The sequence below is a fragment of the Snodgrassella sp. B3800 genome (genome assembly GCF_026535865.1).
Taxonomy (GTDB): Bacteria; Pseudomonadota; Gammaproteobacteria; order Burkholderiales; family Neisseriaceae; genus Snodgrassella; species Snodgrassella alvi_E.
Genome location: NZ_JAFNPH010000002.1, coordinates 17101 through 33859, shown reverse-complemented (window position 1 = coordinate 33859; position 16759 = coordinate 17101). Strand labels below are relative to the sequence as shown.

The window sequence follows — 16759 nt, the reverse complement described above, 5'->3', positions numbered from 1 at the left end:
TCTGCTAAATATTAAATTTGCCTTCATTTATGGGCAAATTTTTTTATAAAGATTATTAATATGTATTAGTAATTCCTTATAAATATTATATAAATTAATACAATGTGATCTAAATATGAAATTGGCTGTACATTTTCCCGTTTTTTCCAAAATTTTTTTCTTGGTTAAGCGTTATTTTTCGCTACGGTTGTGGTGTTTTCTTATATTTTACTTGATCATAAATAATGTTTTTTTCTGGCTTGCACACTTAATTACTTATTCACAACGTTATGATATTGTACTCGAATACGTATGGATAATACCGTTGTTATGCTTGCGTAAAAAGTGGTCGTTGGTCTTATTTACTATAATATATATTTGTATTTATATTTTTGATATTCTGTACTGGATTAAACAATTTTATCACTATGATAATTTGTCTGAATTCGTTGATTTACTTTACTTCATTCCACAGGCACCAAAATTATATTGGCTATTTTTAGGAATTATTTTAGGCAATCTCATTTTAAGCTTATTTTTAATCCTAAAATATTTGGTTCGTTTGGCTTCTACGCAAATAATTGTACCTTTATCTGTATTGTATTTGCTTTTTGCCATATTTTTTTACGATTATCGCGGTGCTAATTTATCAGATCGTTATCAGACTGTAGGTTGGTGGGGAAGTTATTACGAAACGATTCAAAATCTTAAATTTAATACACAGTTTTTCTGGCGTGGAACGCTTAAACCTGAATTTTATGATTGGCCGCATGGTGGGGTGTTACAAAAGCAGATCAATATACAGCATCCTCCTAAAAAAATACTATTTATTTTAAATGAGTCATGGGGGACTTTTGTACCTGAACATGGCGCTATTAATTCATCGGTAAAAGCACCTTTGCTGAATTTACCCAATGTACAGCTAATTGCTCAGGGTGAAAATCCAGCACTCCACAGTACCATAATGGGGGAGCTTCGAGAGTTATGTGATTTGAAAGCTAAAAGTTCCAATTTTAAACTAGGTCCGTTTGATAAGTTCAAAAAATGTGTTCCGGTAAGATTACAAAAACAAGGGTACACAGTCCAAGCTTTCCATGGTTCTTATGCCAAGATGTATGACAGAAAAGATTGGTATCCGCATATGGATTTGCAAGATGCGCATTTTTTTCCTCAATTCAGTAATATTAAGCAATGTCATTCATTTCCTGGAGCTTGTGACTACAATATTGTGCATGATGTATCAGCTGCCAATAAATCTGCACAGGGTAAATCATTTATATACTGGCTAACACTGAACACCCATCATCCTTATTCTGAGCTGGATATGTTGGGAGCGAATACTTATGATTGCCATCAGCCATTATTTAATGGAAGACAAGAAGCATGCCGGAATTTGAATCTTCAACATCAGTTTTTTCAGGTACTTGCTGATGAAATAAAAAGAGGTGGTTTTAAGCATACTGATATTGTAGTTGTTGGTGACCATAGCCCGCCCATTGTGTTCGATGAATTTAAAGACAGTTTTAAGCCTGATTCTGTGCCATTTATTCACATGCGAGTTAATTAACAGGCTTATTGTCATGCCTAACTTACTAAGTAGATTTGGTATTTTTATAATATACAATAGTATTATATGGTTAAATTGAAGAGAAATTTTTATGTGTGTCAATATGGTTTTTGATTTTTTAAAAATAAAATCAGTATGAATGTATCTAAATAACTTGATAAAAAATGCTTTAGAGCACATTTAATTAATTGGTTGTAATTTTGCAGCTTCTTAAACTACAGATCCATCACAATACAGTGAATGATTTGTTGCAAGACCAAAATTGCAAAAATGACCTGTGCCAAGCTTGGTTTAGCGCCCCGATAATGTGCAATAAAAGCTTTTGCATTTTTGAAATGTATTGGTCTCTTGCTGAGGATGGGTAAATAAGGCATATGAGGTAAAGGTGTTGTTTTTCGAGCGGCGAATTTGTTGTTACACTCCAATAGCGTATTTTTTGGGCTTGCAACATCGACATCTCGATTAGTCGAACCAAACATGGTGAGAAAGTTGCAGACGATTGTTTTAGTAATATTGTGGCAGTCGCTGTATACCTTTGTGTTAGCTATATAAGCAATACTCACGCAATAATTAAACGCATCAAATGGTAGTGCTTGTCTATTACAAAATAGATTGTTTTACAAAACAGTTTGATAATCGAGAATTATAAATAAATTTCTTAAGCTTAATCTTAAGTCTAAATATTTGTTATGTTACTGGTTTGAATTCTATGATTATAGAAATGTTAAATAATGAAATTAATATATAAAAATAGTATAATTCTAAAATTAGGCATATAAATTGCTAATGATTTTATGTTCAACTAGTTTATTAACCATATTGACGTGGAGACTAAAATGAAAGCATTTCAAAAAGGTTTTACATTAATAGAATTGATGATTGTAATTGCAATTATCGGTATTCTGGCTGCTATCGCTGTACCTGCGTATTCTGACTATATTGCTCGTTCTCAGGCATCTGAAGCTTCTAGCCTTGCTGCTGGTTTGAAATCACAGGTAGTAGATAACATGCAAAACAGTGTATGTACAACTGGTGCTAATGCTGCTGTAGATCAGCAAAAAGGTAAATATGGCACAGCAGAAATCGGTGGTACCGTCACCATGACTTCAGCTACTTCAGCCATGGGTGATACAGGTTGTACAATTAAGTATACTGTCAATCAAACCGGCGTATCTTCAGCTATTTCAGGTAAAATATTGGTATTGTCAGTTTTGAAAAATGGCTCTTTGAAAAAGAGTGCTACCGGCACTACTATGAATGATAAATACATTCCTAAAGCTTACCTGTAATCCTTATTGAATTTAATACAAAGCCACTTTGAGTGGCTTTTTTATATGAACAAAAAGCGAATAATGCAAATAATATTAAATTTTTAATGAAACTACCTTATCTTTTAAATTGTTATAAATTTTTTTATCTGTATTTATAACAATTTTATATATTTAATAGAAGTTTTTTCTGGTTGTCAATTCTATTAGTCTATTGATTAAATCATAAGTTATATTATTGCGATGTATCATGCTGAAAATAAGGCAGCACAGAGTAAATTAAATATCTAGTAGCTGAAATTGTACACTCATTATCCATATTTTTAACCCGATATGCATGCTGGCAATAAATACTTACGATTGCTTTTAGCCATTATTTGACGGCAGACAAAAGTATGCCAGAACTGGATTTCAAAATTGTTTTTCAAATCTTCGCTGATAAGGTCAGAATAAGTATATTTATGAATGCTTATATCATATTTATTTAATTATATTTGATGAATACAAAGAAAGTTTTGAGCTTGACTCTCTACCGTTTATTCAGATATATGAAATTGAAATACATAAGTTCCCACTAAGCAAACAAAAATATGTTTGGCTCATTTTATTAATATAAAACTAAGACATAGAATTGAAATAAAAGTGTATTTAATCTGAATCAGTCTTGTTAATAATTCCAAATATAAAATTAGTGTGAATGTACTTTATTTGTTCAATAAATAATATGCTATAGGGTTTATTTGATATATTGTTTATAATTTGCAGCTCTTTAAATACAATATTTGTCTTAGTGCTGAGAGTTCTTGGCTGTAAGCGCAAGATTGTCCAAAATGGCCTGTGCCATTCTTTCGCTGGCACCGCGATGTTGTGTAATAAAAGCTTCTGCATTTTCCGACATGTATTCACGTTGCTGTGGATTGGCAAGTAAGGCTAATGAGGTAGTTGCCCAGTCTTCTGCAGATCTGATTTGTTGCGCTGCTCCGATAGCAACCGCTTTTGGTGCAGCATCAGCGAAATTATACGTAGATGGGCCAAATAAAGTGGGTAGGTTGCAGGCGATGGGTTCGATAATGTTGTGGCAGCCGCTGTCAACGAGACTACCTCCTACAAAAGCGATATCGGCGCATATATAATAAGCAAACAACTCACCTATACTGTCGCCAATCCAAACCTGAGTTTCTGGGGCAATATTCAGATTATCGCTACGTTTCTGTGTAATAAAATTAAGTTTTTCTGCGTAATCAAAAGCTGGTTGAAAACGTTCTGTATGGCGCGGTACGATGATCAGTAATGTATGGCCGGTATTCTGCTTTGCCCAAGCGTCGAGTAATAATTGTACTTCGTCGCTGCCATGATAAAAGCGGGTACTGGCACAAACCACTACAGGCCGGTTGCCGATACGTTGTTTGAATGTCTGTGCTAGAGCATACATGTCTTCGGTTGGAGAAATATCATATTTGGTGTTACCACATATTTCCAGATGTGCTGCACCAATTTTTTTTAAGCGTTCGGCATCTGCATTTGTCTGAGCAAAACAGCCTGTCAAGGTGCTGAGAGCAGGAGCAACCAGCGAGTGCACTTTCAGATAGCCTTGCAATGATTTTTCTGATAAGCGTGCATTAGCCATAAACAGAGGAATGCGATTTTTAGCACAGATATTAATTAAATTCGGCCATATTTCTGTTTCCATCAACACACCAAATAAAGGTTGATGGTCTTGGATAAACTGCTTTACCCACGATTTTTTATCATAGGGAAGGTAACGGCACTGTGCCTGCGGAAAAAAATGCTGCACAGTAGTACGGCCGGTAGGGGTAGTCTGAGTGATTAAAAGAGGTATATTTGGAAACCGCTTTTGCAACGCTTGAATAAACTGTATTGAGGCACGTGTTTCTCCTACTGATACTACATGAATCCAGATAGCTTTTTTTACCGCATTCGGATAAGGTTTTCCAAAACGTTCAGCCCAGTTTAGGGCATAAGCCGGTGCCAGTCTGGCACGTCGACGCAAATAACGGCGTAAAAAAGGAGGGGCGAGCAACCATAAAAATTGATATAAAAGATTCAATAGCATATGAACTCAATGTAAAAAGCCTGTTTCAAGGCCTTCATAATATAATAAAAAACACACGGGTTTAACCCCGTTTATAAGCAGTTGTTTACAGGAATGAAGGTACTGATATCGATATTTGTTCTTTGGCTTAGGCTTCAGCCATATCCAAAGCCTGCCGGATGTTAACTTCCACGATCCGTGAGACCCCTTTTTCCTGCATGGTAACGCCTACCAGTTGCTCGGCCATTTCCATGGTTAGCCGATTATGGGAAATATAAACAAACTGAGTTTGTGCGGACATTTGTTGTACCAGCTGACAGAAACGGCTTGTATTGGCATCGTCCAATGGCGCATCTACTTCATCCAGTAAACAGAATGGTGCCGGATTAAGGCTGAACAAAGCAAATACAAGGCTCATAGCCGTTAAAGCTTTTTCGCCACCAGAAAGCAGATGAATAGTGCTGTTTTTCTTGCCAGGCGGTCGAGCCATAATGGATACGCCCGCGCTGAGTAAGTCATCGCCAACCATATCCAAATGTGCTTCGCCCCCTCCAAACAAGGTTGGGAAGTAGCTTTGTACTTTCTGATTGACTGCATCAAATGTGGTTTTAAAACGGGATTTTGTTTCTTCATCAATGGTACTGATGGCTTCTTCCAGTAATGCTATGGCAGCCTGAACATCAGCAGTTTGCTGCTGATAGTACTGAGCTCGTTCATGGGCTTCTTCCAATTCCTGTAATGCAGCCAAATTTACAGCGCCCAAAGCATTGATTTTCTGTGCAAGAGTAGCGATTTGCTCGCTTAGTTCCTTAGATTCTGTTTGGGTATGGGCAAATTGTTCTGCCAATGTATCTATATCGGCTTTATTCTGTTGAAGTGTTTCGTAAAAACGTTTGGCATTTAGTAAGGCTTCCTGCTGCTGGAGTAGGGCTTTTTGTGTGTCCGCCTGTAGTTGAGGTAAGCGGCTGTTTAGTGTGTGTTGTTGTTGCTGTGCCTGTTGTAACAGTTGCTGAAGCTCTTGCAACTTTTGCTGTGCATCGGCACAACGTTCATTGGCTACATTAATCTGTGCATTCAATTCTTCAGTTTGCAAAGTTTGTTCGTCTTCTACTTCTTCGTCAACAATACCAAGAGCCAGCTCGCTTTGGCGCTCTTGCCAACGTTCGGTCTCACGTGCAATCCGTTGGCGTTCCTGCGACGCACTCTGAATTCGCTGCTGTAAGCGCACAATGGCCATTTCAACCAGCCCTTGTTGCCTTCGTGCCTCTAGTAGTGCCAGCTGGCTTTGTTTGAGGGTTTGCTGTTGGTTCTGCTGGTTGGTCGTATGGCTTTCTAGCTGGGGACGCAATTGGTCTATAGCTAGCGTCAGATTATCGGCATCTGCTTGTGCCTGTTGCTGTATATGTTCGTATTGAGTTAATTCATTGATTATTTGGGTACATTCCTGCTGAATATGTTGCCGGCGAAGCTGCCCTTGGCTGGTACGTGCAATCAATTCTGTGGCCTGTGCTGAGGCAGCCTGCCAGCTTTGTTGTTGTTGTTTCAATTGATGCTTGCACTGTAATAGTTGAGCTTCTGTATTATCCAGATTTCGCTGTGCCAGCTGCATGGCTTCTTGTGCCTGTTGGCAGGGTTGTTCGATATCCACAAGGGCTTGTTGCAGTTCACGTAATTGCTGCTGCTGTTGCAATAAACTAGAGCCATTATCTTCAGCATATAAGGTAATGCTTATAGCATCTATGCAATGGCCTTCTGGAGTAACAATCAGTTGATGTGCCTCTAACTCCTTTTGCCGTAGTAAGGCTGCTTGCAAAGATTCAGCGCATATCACCTGCCTAAGCCAGAAATTCAATACTTCTTCAAAGGGTGATTCTACTTCAATATGATGCAACAAGGCATCGCTGGCAACGGGTGATGTTTCGGATGGAGTGTTTAGATTGACCCATACCGAAGTGTGCTCAGTCTGGATATTGTCTAGCTGTAGCTGTTTACAGTAATGAGCCTGAATTTTATGCCCCAGCGCTACACTGGTTGCATGCTGCCAGTGTGGTTCGACCTGCATATGCTGCCATAGCAAGGGAATATCAGTATGTTCTGACGCTGTCGTGTTGCTGTGCTCTGCTTTTGGCAACATTGCGGTAAGCGCTTTCACCTGAGCATTCAGTGTAAGTTGCTGTTTGTCCAACTGGCGATACTGTTGTTGAGCCAATGCCAGTGCTTGCTGGGCATTGTCTCGCTGCTGCTCAAACTGCAGCAGGTTTTCCTCCAGTGTTGCAACTGCCTGTTCCAGCTCAGCTGCACTGTCCCGCGTTTTTTCCATCTCTTCTTCAGAGGGTAAGGCTAACTGCGCCAGCTCTTTTTCCAGCCGCTGCTGACGTTGTTGTAACTGCGTAATACTGCTGCTTGCATGCTGGTGTTGCTGTTGTTTAATTGCCTGTTCACGCTCCAGCCGCGCCAGCTCATTCTGTTGATTCTGGCGTGTGCGTTCACCCAGATGTGCCAGCTCTTCGAGCTCTGGCATACGTGCTTCATGCTCGGCAGCTTGCATAGCCCATTCTTCGCGCACTATTTGCTGTTCTTCCAATTCACTATTGGCTGATTCGAGCATCTCTTGCTGTTGCCGGTCTTCTTCATGCAATCGTTGCAGTTCTGATTGAGCCTGTGCTTGTTCTCGCGCCATGCGCTGTTGCCAGTCACGCCGGTGACGGATCTGTTCTTCCAGACGCGCCCACTGTTCGCGCAGACCGGCGCGTTGCATTTCTGCTTCGCGTACCTGTTGCTGTTGCTGCTGTTCCTGTTCGCGCAATTGCTGTAGGTTTTCTTCAAGTGTCTCAAGATGCTGTTGAAGCGTTTCCTGAGCATTGTCATGCTGTTGATACATTGCAGTAGCATCATCAGCCTGAGCCAGTGCCTGTTGCCATTGGCTGTAATCAAATAAATCCTGTTTACCCGCTATCTGTACTTTTAGTTCCTGATAGCGTTGTGCAGTATTTGCCTGTCGTTGTAATTTTTCTACCTGCCTGTCTAGCTCACTTTGTAAATCCGCCAGTCGTTGCAGGTGTTCGCGTGTGTCTGCCAGTCTGTTTTCTGTTTCGCGGCGGCGTTCTTTGTACTTGGAAACTCCTGCCGCTTCTTCAATATGTGCTCTAAGTTCTTCTGGCCTTGCTTCGATTATGCGTGAAATCATCCCTTGTTCTATCACCGCATAGCCACGAGCTCCAACCCCTGTACCTAAAAATAAATCTGTAATATCGCGCCGGCGTACTACTTGATTATTAATATAATAAGTAGATTCACCTTGCCTTGTGAGCTGGCGTTTTATTGCCACTTCACCATATTGTCCCCATGCTCCCTGAAGCTGGCCGTCACTATTGTCAAATACCAGTTCCACGCTGGCGCGCGGGGCGGGGCGGCGGGTATTGGCACCATTAAAAATCACGTCTTGCATGCTTTCACCGCGCAGCTGTCTGGCCGATGCTTCGCCCAGCACCCAGCGTACGGCATCAATCACATTGCTTTTTCCACAACCATTTGGCCCGATTACAGCCACCAGTTTTCCTGGTACGGCAATCGTAGTGGGATCAACAAAAGATTTAAAGCCGGAAAGTTTGATATGGGTTAGACGCATAGCAACAATAAAGCAGGCAAATAGCCACAAAATTGGCTATTTTAGCTGGTTTTAAATAAAAAGACAGTTTTAGTTACTTCAAATACCTGTTTATAATATTTTAATCAGAAATGCGATACCGTATTAGTTTTACTACTTCACACAGCCACGCTTATCCAAACCATCAATAATGGCACAATTAGGTGAATCATTGCCTTTACAACGGTTATACCAGCTTTCCAATGTATCTTTCATATTATTCAAATCTGATATTTTTTTATTCAAGCGCTGGATATGTTCACCTACCAAAGATTTCACATCCGCACTGGCACGCAGTGGATCATTGCGTAAGGCCAGCAGCTCAGCAATCTGTGCCAGTGAAAAATCCACTTCACGTGCATGGCGGATAAAACTCAATGTAGCAATATCTGCATCACTGTAATCGCGATAGCCATTACTTTGTCGCTGTGGCCGAATTAAGCCAGCGGCTTCGTAATCACGTATTGTTTTGCTAGATAAGCCGGATATTTTTTCTGCTGTACTGATATTCATAGCAAATTAATAAAATGGGTAAACCGGAATAAAACTTGACTTTACCACAGGGTTAAGGTTTAAGCTTTACTAAAATACTTTTTATAGACCCACTTTTTATGGAGACAATCATGCAAATGGTTCAGTTTAAAATTGACGGAATGACTTGTGAAGGCTGTGCCAGAAGTGTTACTTCAGCTCTTCAAGGCAGCCCTGGCGTAGAAACCGTAGCCGTTAACTTTGCTACTGGTCTTGCCGATGTAGGCTTTAATGAAAGCCTTACCAATATTGATACCCTAAAAGCTGCGGTAGAAGCGGCCGGTTTTGATGTTGTTTAATTTTTAAATTCAGCGGTTGGGCAAATAAAGGTTAATACCATGGAAGAAAACTTGCATACAAAAAGTTCTCAAACAACCTCAGCGCGTTTTGCCATTGAGGGTATGGATTGCCAGGCTTGTGCCAACCGCATAGAAAAAGTACTGCGTCGGCAGCAGGGTATACAGACTGCTGATGTTAATTTTGCCAGTGATGAATTACAAACCCGCTTTGACAGCAGGCTGCTGAGTACAGAAGATATTGTTCAAATGGTGGCTAAAACTGGTTTCAAAGCAACCCCAGCCAGTGAAAGCAGTCTCAATGCACTGGCCGAGGCTGATTCTGGTAAACATACCGGTATATCGTGGCGGCTGGCCATAATCTGGCTCATTGCCATCCCCTTTATCATCGGCATGCTTGGCATGTTAATAGGAAAGCATTGGATGCTGCCGCCAATGTGGCAGTTTATCCTTGCCACCATTATCCAGCTTGGCTTTGCTTGGCCATTTTACACCAGTGCCATCAAATCCTTGCAAGGCGGCGTGGCCAATATGGACGTACTGGTGTCCTTAGGTACCCTAGCCATCTGGTTGTACTCCAGCATTATGCTCTTTAACCATCAAAGCCATGCCCACCAATATATCTATTTTGAAGCTAGTGTAATGGTGATAGCCTTTGTCTCACTGGGAAAATATCTTGAACAACGTACCAAAAAACAAAGTCTCAACAGCATGAGCTTGTTATTGCAGCTTACGCCGAAAATGGTACGCAAGCAGACAGAACACGGCTGGCAAGAAGTCCCTTTAAGCCAGATACAAACGGGTGACATTCTACAAACCAATGCCGGTAATCGCATTGCTGCCGATGGCCTCGTGCACAGTGGTGAAGCGTGGTGCGACGAAAGCTATCTTACCGGCGAATCCAAACCCTTATTAAAACAAACCGGAGACAAAGTCCTTGCTGGTGCCCTTATCAGCAATGGCAGCATCACCTATCAGGCACAGACCCTAGGCAGCCAGACCCTGCTGGGCGACATGATGCAGGCGCTGGCACAAGCTCAAGGAAGCAAAGCACCAATTGCACGGCTGGCAGACAAAGTATCCATGGTATTTGTTCCTACTGTAGTTGCCATAGCTGTATTAACCTTTCTATTAAATTGGTGGTTGGGAAATGGTATTAACGAAGCTGTTACCCGCGGCGTGGCAGTATTGGTTATTGCTTGCCCATGTGCGCTGGGGCTGGCTACACCCGCTGCTATGATGGTGGGCATGGGGCGTTCTGCCCGCTATGGTGTGTGGTTTAAAGATGCCGCCGCACTCGAACGTACCAGTCAGGTAGACACCGTTGTACTGGATAAAACCGGTACCTTAACCAGCGGCCAACCGCAAATAGTTGCGCAATGGCAGGCGCCAGAAAGTAACTACAGCCAACAAAAAATACTGCAACTAGCTGCAGCCGTAGAAGAGCTCACTACCCATCCACTGGCACAGGCTATTATTCAAGCAGCACAAAAGCAGCAATTGCCCATTTTAAAGGCTTTCAACAGCCATAGCGATATCGGGCAGGGCACACAGGCACAGGTAGAAAATTATGGCTCAATCAAAGTGGGCAATCCCACTTATTGCAGCTTTAACATCCCAGAAGAATTAAAACAACAGGAAATCTGGCGGATAGCCAGTATTGTAGTCGTAGCTATCAACGATAAAGTAGAGGGTGCCTTTGCTATAGCCGATGCACTTAAACAAGATACCGTTCAAGCTATTCAGCGCCTAAAACAACAACATATTGACATTTATATTATGAGCGGCGACCAGCACAGCGTCGTAGAATACATTGCTAAGCAGCTGAGTATTAATCATTATCATGCAGAAATGAATCCCCGCGCGAAAGCCGAAGCGGTTCGCCAACTTATGCAACAGGGTAAAGTAGTAGCCATGGTAGGCGATGGTATAAACGATGCGCCCGCATTAGCTGCCGCCGATGTAAGCTTTGCCATGTATGGCGGTGCTGATGTCGCCACTAATACTGCTTCAGCTACGCTAATGCGCCACTCTGTTACACAGGTAGCCGATGCGCTGGCTTTAGCTCATGCTACTGTGCGCGTCGTCAAACAGAATCTGTTTTTTGCCTTTTTCTACAATATACTTGGCATTCCGCTAGCCGCCATCGGTTTGCTTAGCCCCGTGATTGCAGGTGCGGCCATGGCCATGAGTTCCATCTCGGTATTGCTGAATGCTTTACGCTTGAAAAAAAGCGGGCTGGAATAAATATTTTATTTATCGAATAAAGTTATTTTCTCGCTTAACTCTATCTATATATTTTACATTCGCAATTCTGTTTGCAGCTTAATCTTTCTTATTTCTTTAAGATTTTTGTGAAAATTTTTTAAAATATAACTAATTAGCACTATTTTCCAGTAGCGCTGCTATTTATGACATAACATCTTGTCTATATATTTTTGGCATAAATAATTTTTTTCTAAACTAATCAATACTGAGATGATAGAAAAGTGAATCAGCAAAAGTACTCAATATTCTGCTAATCACACAATAATATAGCTTTTTTAATACCAAATAAGCATATCATTTTATGAATAATTTCAATTTGATATTTATCACTAAATTTAATTTCATCTAGATAAATTCAAGCCAAAAACATCTTGGATTGAATTAGAATAGTATAAAAAATAAATCAGAAAAATACTGATTTTCGAATTTAGAATGTTACATAACCATAGAGGGGTAATCTGATGGCAAACTTATTGACACAAAGTTGTTGCGGTGCTTCTGGATTAATAATAGATCTTCTTTACGAAACAGCCAGTAATCATATCAAGTCCAAATCTCGTCTGTTAACTCCAGGCGAAATGAGTATGGTAACCTCTGTGTTTAAAAACGCCATAGTATTATCACAAGTACGAGTTCGGAAGGGAACTCTGTTGCCGTATCAGGGTAAATATGCCATCACACCATTTGGTGAAATCTACTGGCCGCAAAAATATTATTCACAGGATTATTCAATTAAAGAGTTCGATGATCAGCACTTTTTTATGCATGAAATGACGCATATATGGCAATTTCAGATGGGCATGCATGTAGCCATGCGGGGAGCATTCAGTTTAATGGCAGATTACGAATATGCGTTGGAAGAAAACAAACTATTATCAGATTACGGAATGGAACAACAGGCTTGTATTATAGCGGACTATTATATTTTAAAAAATTTTGGTTATGATAGTTGGCTTCAAATTACAAACCAAAAATATAAAGGCAGTTATCCGAAAAATAAACAACTTGTACAACAATATTGGTTAAAGATGTATGAAAATACTTTATGCTTATTCCTAAAAAATCCAAAAGACAAAAAGGCATTATTCAGATAAAACAGAATTTTTTTTAAATGGTGAAACATAGAATATGTTATGGAGAAAGCTTGGTATCGAAAAATAAAAAAAATAAGGTACAATCAAAAATAAATTTTTCCGTCAGATTATAATAGCTTATCTTTGCAATTTTTATATTTTAATTGTATATTTCAAATAATAATGCTTAATGTAAGCTAATAACTAGGAGTCTACTAAATTCTGCTTTTGTTCGCAATTAAGAAGGAAGAAACTATGAAGCGGTCGATATCAAAATATTTGTGCAAGGGGTTAATCTTTGTTCCAGTAATGTTAATGTCAAGTTGTATATTACACAGTAATGTATTTTATACCCCTGATATAATATTAAAAAAAGATGGTCAGCCCTGTATAAGTATTCCTGCGAATGAGGATTTTTTTATGCGAATAAAAGAGTTTGATATTTCGTATTTATATGTATTTCAAGCAGGCGTAGGAGAGCTTTGGAGTAAAAATTATTTAAGCTCTAAAAAAAACTATTATATAAAAAATCAGCAATGTTTATATTTTAATTATCGTTTTCAGACTAATATTCTTTATTCTATTGGTTTCTTTTCAACAGAAAAAGGTAATGATGAATTACAAAATTCGACTAAAAAAAATTGGAAGAGATATATGCGGATCATAAAAAAAACAGATGGAACGCTGCAGTTATTATTAGACGGTGAAGCACGTGATTATTCTTGATTTTGGTTGAAGCAATATAGCACATTACCTGTATGAAATTCATAGGGACACAAGGAGAATGAATAAAAAACTTTTTCGAATTTTGCCAGTATTTCTTCCAGCAGCCTTGATAACAGGTTGCATATTGCATCGTAATGTATTTCATACGCCAGATATAGTATTAAAAAAAGATGGCCAGCCCTGCATTAGTATTCCGGCGAATGAAGATTTTTTCATGAGAAAAAAAGAATTTAGTATTTTAAGCTTATACGTATTCCAGAAAAGAGTTGGATACCTCTGGAAAAAGAATTTTCATGATTATAAAAAGCCGTATTATGTCAAAAATCAACAATGCTTATATTTTAATTATCGTTTTAAAACTAATATTCTTTATTCTATTAGCTTCTTTTCAACTGAAAAAGGGAATGATGAATCTCAAAAGTGGACAAATAAAAATTGGACTAGGGATATAAGAATCATAAAAAAAACTGATGGAACGTTGCAATTATTATTAGACGCTGAGGCAAGTGGTTATTCTTGATTATGGTTGAAGCAATATAGCACATTACTTGTATGATTTTCATAAGGACATAAGGAGAATGAACAAGAATTTATTCCGCGGTTCATCGTTAATCCTCCTAGTAATATTAATGAATGGTTGCATAAGGGGATATAGCCCAGATATTGTTTTAAAAAAAGATGGCCAGCCCTGCATCAGCATCCCAGCAAATGAAGATTTTTTATGCGAAAAAAAGAATATAGTATTATGACGACGGAGGTGTATCAAACAGGAATTGGGCAATTGTGGGAAAAAAATTATTTTGATCCATCGAAACCATATTATGTAAAAAATCAAGATTGCTTATATTTTAATTACCAGTTCCAAAATAATATTTTTTATATTATTGATTTCATATCAACCGAAAAGGGGAATAACGAAAATCAGAAATCAACCAAAAAAACATGGAGGAGATTTATGCGCATTATAAAAAAACCGGATGGAACGTTCCAATTATTATTAGATGGTAAGGCACGTGATTATTCTTGATTATGGTTGAAACAATGTAGCACATTACTTGTATGATTTTCATAAGGACATAAGGAGAATGAACAAAAATCTATTCCGCATTTCATCGTTAATTCTCCTAGTAATATTAATGAATGGTTGCATAAGGGGATATACCCCAGATATTGTTTTAAAAAAAGATGGCCAGCCGTGCATCAGTATTCCGCCGGATGAAGATTTTTTTCGTCGTCAAAAAGAATTTAATATTTTGGGTTTGGATATTTTTCAAACTGGAGTAGGTGAACTCTGGAGCAGACATTATTTAGATTCTAAAGATCATTATTATGTAAAAAACCAACAATGCTTATATTTTAATTATAAATTCCAGACTAATATTTTATATGATATTGGTTTTTTCTCAACAGAAAAAGGGGATGAAGAAAATCGAAAATCTACAAAGAAAGTGTGGATGAGGTATATGCGAATCATAAAAAAATCAGATGGAACGTTGCAATTATTATTAGACGAAGAGGCACGTGATTATTATTGATTATTTATGAAGTAATACGGCACATTATCTGTATGATATTCATAAGGATACAAGGAGAATGAACAGAAATCTTTTGCGCATTTTGCCAGTATTTCTTCCAGCAGCCTTGCTAACAGGTTGCATACTGCACAGCAATGTGTTTTATACTCCAGATATAGTATTAAAAAAAGATGGGCAGCCGTGCATCAGTATTCCGGCGAATGAAGATTTTTTCAGGCAAATAAAAGAATTTCATATTTTAAATTCAGATGTCCATCAAGCTGGAGTGGGAGAACTCTGGAGCCAAGATTATTCAGATTCTGCAAAACTGTATTATGTCAAAAATCAGCAATGCATAAATTTTAATTTCCATTTTCAAACTAATATTCCGTATTCCATTGGTTTCACCTCTGAAGAAATGAAAAATAATAAATCGCAGAAATCAACACAGAAAGATTGGATAAGATATATGCGTATCATAAGAAATAAGGATAATTCACTACAATTATTACTTGATGAAAAAGCTCGGAATGATATTTAATTGTATTCAGGGGAAAGTAAGTTGTTTTTTATCCTAAAAATGTCTTTCCTGAATAAGCATTGTTTAACTCAAAGCCTTATACATAAATAAGGGACGGGAAAAATAATTAATGGCTCAGCTAAGCAATATTGTGGTTATAGCAAATAGTGACTAATGGTTCAGAACAGAAACCAAACAGAGTAAAAGGAAAAAAGAATCTTAGTGAAAAAAACAATTGAAAGCGGAATTACAAAGCCGTAGATAGCCTTGAAAGCGCGGCCATAGTTACGCAGGATCATCTTGCAATTATGGGTAAAGACAACTGTTTTTTTAAGCCTGTCCAAGGCAAGGGCAGGGCAGAGTGTAGTGTTGGTGGAAAAGAATGGATGTATAACTAAAAATATCAGCAGAATCCAACACCATAGCGTCAGCAGCATATTGACATATCAATAATTAACCATCAAAATAGCTTTGCTGCGTTCAATAGCGCAGCCAGCTTTGACAGGCTGATTAGTATGACAGACAACACCGCCAATAATTTTATTGAGCGGTTATTGTCTGAATCCCGTGCCGTTGGTATGCCTTCTATGGCGGATAATGGCAGGGAGGCCTTGTGCCTGCTGGTTCATACTACCAGTCTGTCAACCCTGCCATTTGTCTGCCCCCTAACCATGTTTGACAGCATGATAGAGGGCTTATTAAGACTTAGTATGAAAGGCTACCAACATGAAAGCAATTCAGCAGCTTATCCCATGCAGTGCATATCTGCATCTGTCTTCTATTCTTCCACCACAAACAGTTGCTTGGTATGCGGGTAAATTGAAAAACTATTGCGCTGTAAAAGGAACAGTAGCAAGCCGTCAATCAAGTGAACACCATTTTCAAATCAGCAATCTTGGCGGAGGTGTACTATGACGCAGCAACAATATATCGACGCCAGCCTAAGCAACAGCCCCGCCTTACTGCTTGAGCAGGCCAGTGAGCTAGCCATTATTCAAGACAAAACCCAAACCCCCGCAGAAAAAGCCCTTGTGCTCAAACAGCATGAGCTAAGCACCATCATCGAATACTGCCAGAGCACCAGCCGCAACATCGATTTTCTTATCAGCACCCTTGGCCAGCTCCAGCTCGAACGCCAGCAAATCAACAGTCAGGCCCTGCTAGTAGACAATCAAAATATGCTGCAATTTGCCGGTATACTTAACATCTTGCTTTCCAGCCTGAAAACCAGTATTAATAGCATTGAAAGCAGCAGCAAATTGATTACTAGTTCTTATTGCTGATACATTTATAGTAACAACTAACACGCTTATCGCTT

The 16759-nt window shown here is 39.0% G+C and carries 15 protein-coding genes; 12 read left to right on the top strand and 3 right to left on the bottom strand.

The features are described 5' to 3' along the window. Positions 1-115 precede the first annotated feature (115 nt). The gene (locus J3U64_RS04150; RefSeq protein WP_267408411.1) at positions 116-1546 is read left to right on the top strand and encodes a sulfatase-like hydrolase/transferase; all 1431 of its coding nucleotides are present in this window, start codon (positions 116-118) and stop codon (positions 1544-1546) included. Positions 1547-2382: 836 nt separating this feature from the next. Next, entirely contained in the window at positions 2383-2835 is a 453-nt protein-coding gene (locus tag J3U64_RS04140; protein ID WP_323811392.1) for a pilin, read from the top strand. A gap of 766 nt (positions 2836-3601) precedes the next feature. Here the strand turns inward: J3U64_RS04140 and waaA are convergent. The 3 genes from waaA to J3U64_RS04125 all read right to left on the bottom strand — a co-directional run bounded on the left by waaA (position 3602) and on the right by J3U64_RS04125 (position 9026). Continuing rightward, on the bottom strand, positions 3602-4888 hold the full coding sequence (gene waaA / locus J3U64_RS04135; RefSeq protein WP_267408410.1) for a lipid IV(A) 3-deoxy-D-manno-octulosonic acid transferase: 1287 nt from the start codon (positions 4886-4888) through the stop codon (positions 3602-3604). 127 nt (positions 4889-5015) lie between these two features. Next, positions 5016-8495 carry a chromosome segregation protein SMC gene (smc, locus tag J3U64_RS04130; protein WP_267408409.1) on the bottom strand — a complete coding sequence of 1160 codons (3480 nt, stop codon included), beginning with the start codon at positions 8493-8495 and terminating at the stop codon, positions 5016-5018. Between the two features lie 132 nt (positions 8496-8627). After that, the gene (locus J3U64_RS04125) at positions 8628-9026 is read right to left on the bottom strand and encodes a MerR family transcriptional regulator (protein ID WP_267408408.1); all 399 of its coding nucleotides are present in this window, start codon (positions 9024-9026) and stop codon (positions 8628-8630) included. 110 nt (positions 9027-9136) lie between these two features. On the opposite strand from J3U64_RS04125, the gene J3U64_RS04120 reads away from it, so the two are divergent. The 10 genes from J3U64_RS04120 to J3U64_RS04075 all read left to right on the top strand — a co-directional run bounded on the left by J3U64_RS04120 (position 9137) and on the right by J3U64_RS04075 (position 16724). Continuing rightward, the gene (locus tag J3U64_RS04120) at positions 9137-9343 is read left to right on the top strand and encodes a heavy-metal-associated domain-containing protein (protein WP_100151661.1); all 207 of its coding nucleotides are present in this window, start codon (positions 9137-9139) and stop codon (positions 9341-9343) included. 39 nt (positions 9344-9382) lie between these two features. Further along, on the top strand, positions 9383-11587 hold the full coding sequence (locus J3U64_RS04115; protein ID WP_267408407.1) for a heavy metal translocating P-type ATPase: 2205 nt from the start codon (positions 9383-9385) through the stop codon (positions 11585-11587). A 482-nt stretch (positions 11588-12069) separates the two neighbouring features. Further along, complete coding sequence (locus J3U64_RS04110) at positions 12070-12702, top strand: hypothetical protein (protein WP_267408406.1); 633 nt, start codon at positions 12070-12072, stop codon at positions 12700-12702. Positions 12703-12936: 234 nt separating this feature from the next. Further along, a complete protein-coding gene (locus J3U64_RS04105; RefSeq protein WP_267408405.1) occupies positions 12937-13407 on the top strand; it encodes a putative T6SS immunity periplasmic lipoprotein in 471 nt (156 codons plus the stop codon). A 58-nt stretch (positions 13408-13465) separates the two neighbouring features. Further along, entirely contained in the window at positions 13466-13927 is a 462-nt protein-coding gene (locus tag J3U64_RS04100; RefSeq protein ID WP_267408404.1) for a putative T6SS immunity periplasmic lipoprotein, read from the top strand. A gap of 201 nt (positions 13928-14128) precedes the next feature. Continuing rightward, positions 14129-14434, top strand: coding sequence for a putative T6SS immunity periplasmic lipoprotein (locus J3U64_RS04095; RefSeq protein ID WP_267408402.1), 306 nt, complete (start codon positions 14129-14131; stop codon positions 14432-14434). 58 nt (positions 14435-14492) lie between these two features. After that, positions 14493-14942, top strand: coding sequence for a putative T6SS immunity periplasmic lipoprotein (locus tag J3U64_RS04090; protein WP_100140269.1), 450 nt, complete (start codon positions 14493-14495; stop codon positions 14940-14942). Positions 14943-15000: 58 nt separating this feature from the next. Beyond that, complete coding sequence (locus tag J3U64_RS04085) at positions 15001-15462, top strand: putative T6SS immunity periplasmic lipoprotein (protein ID WP_267408400.1); 462 nt, start codon at positions 15001-15003, stop codon at positions 15460-15462. Positions 15463-15956: 494 nt separating this feature from the next. Next, the gene (locus tag J3U64_RS04080) at positions 15957-16259 is read left to right on the top strand and encodes a hypothetical protein (RefSeq protein WP_267408399.1); all 303 of its coding nucleotides are present in this window, start codon (positions 15957-15959) and stop codon (positions 16257-16259) included. A 93-nt stretch (positions 16260-16352) separates the two neighbouring features. Next, complete coding sequence (locus tag J3U64_RS04075; RefSeq protein ID WP_267408398.1) at positions 16353-16724, top strand: hypothetical protein; 372 nt, start codon at positions 16353-16355, stop codon at positions 16722-16724. The last annotated feature ends 35 nt before the right edge of the window (positions 16725-16759 follow it).

Excerpts from the sequence above, each read along its gene's own strand:
- J3U64_RS04150 (WP_267408411.1), top strand. The coding sequence starts at position 116 with ATGAAATTGGCTGTACATTTTCCCGTTTTTTCCAAAATTTTTTTCTTG.
- J3U64_RS04140 (WP_323811392.1), top strand. The coding sequence starts at position 2,383 with ATGAAAGCATTTCAAAAAGGTTTTACATTAATAGAATTGATGATTGTA.
- waaA (WP_267408410.1), bottom strand. The coding sequence starts at position 4,888 with ATGCTATTGAATCTTTTATATCAATTTTTATGGTTGCTCGCCCCTCCT.
- smc (WP_267408409.1), bottom strand. The coding sequence starts at position 8,495 with ATGCGTCTAACCCATATCAAACTTTCCGGCTTTAAATCTTTTGTTGAT.
- J3U64_RS04125 (WP_267408408.1), bottom strand. The coding sequence starts at position 9,026 with ATGAATATCAGTACAGCAGAAAAAATATCCGGCTTATCTAGCAAAACA.
- J3U64_RS04120 (WP_100151661.1), top strand. The coding sequence starts at position 9,137 with ATGCAAATGGTTCAGTTTAAAATTGACGGAATGACTTGTGAAGGCTGT.
- J3U64_RS04115 (WP_267408407.1), top strand. The coding sequence starts at position 9,383 with ATGGAAGAAAACTTGCATACAAAAAGTTCTCAAACAACCTCAGCGCGT.
- J3U64_RS04110 (WP_267408406.1), top strand. The coding sequence starts at position 12,070 with ATGGCAAACTTATTGACACAAAGTTGTTGCGGTGCTTCTGGATTAATA.
- J3U64_RS04105 (WP_267408405.1), top strand. The coding sequence starts at position 12,937 with ATGAAGCGGTCGATATCAAAATATTTGTGCAAGGGGTTAATCTTTGTT.
- J3U64_RS04100 (WP_267408404.1), top strand. The coding sequence starts at position 13,466 with ATGAATAAAAAACTTTTTCGAATTTTGCCAGTATTTCTTCCAGCAGCC.
- J3U64_RS04095 (WP_267408402.1), top strand. The coding sequence starts at position 14,129 with ATGCGAAAAAAAGAATATAGTATTATGACGACGGAGGTGTATCAAACA.
- J3U64_RS04090 (WP_100140269.1), top strand. The coding sequence starts at position 14,493 with ATGAACAAAAATCTATTCCGCATTTCATCGTTAATTCTCCTAGTAATA.
- J3U64_RS04085 (WP_267408400.1), top strand. The coding sequence starts at position 15,001 with ATGAACAGAAATCTTTTGCGCATTTTGCCAGTATTTCTTCCAGCAGCC.
- J3U64_RS04080 (WP_267408399.1), top strand. The coding sequence starts at position 15,957 with ATGACAGACAACACCGCCAATAATTTTATTGAGCGGTTATTGTCTGAA.
- J3U64_RS04075 (WP_267408398.1), top strand. The coding sequence starts at position 16,353 with ATGACGCAGCAACAATATATCGACGCCAGCCTAAGCAACAGCCCCGCC.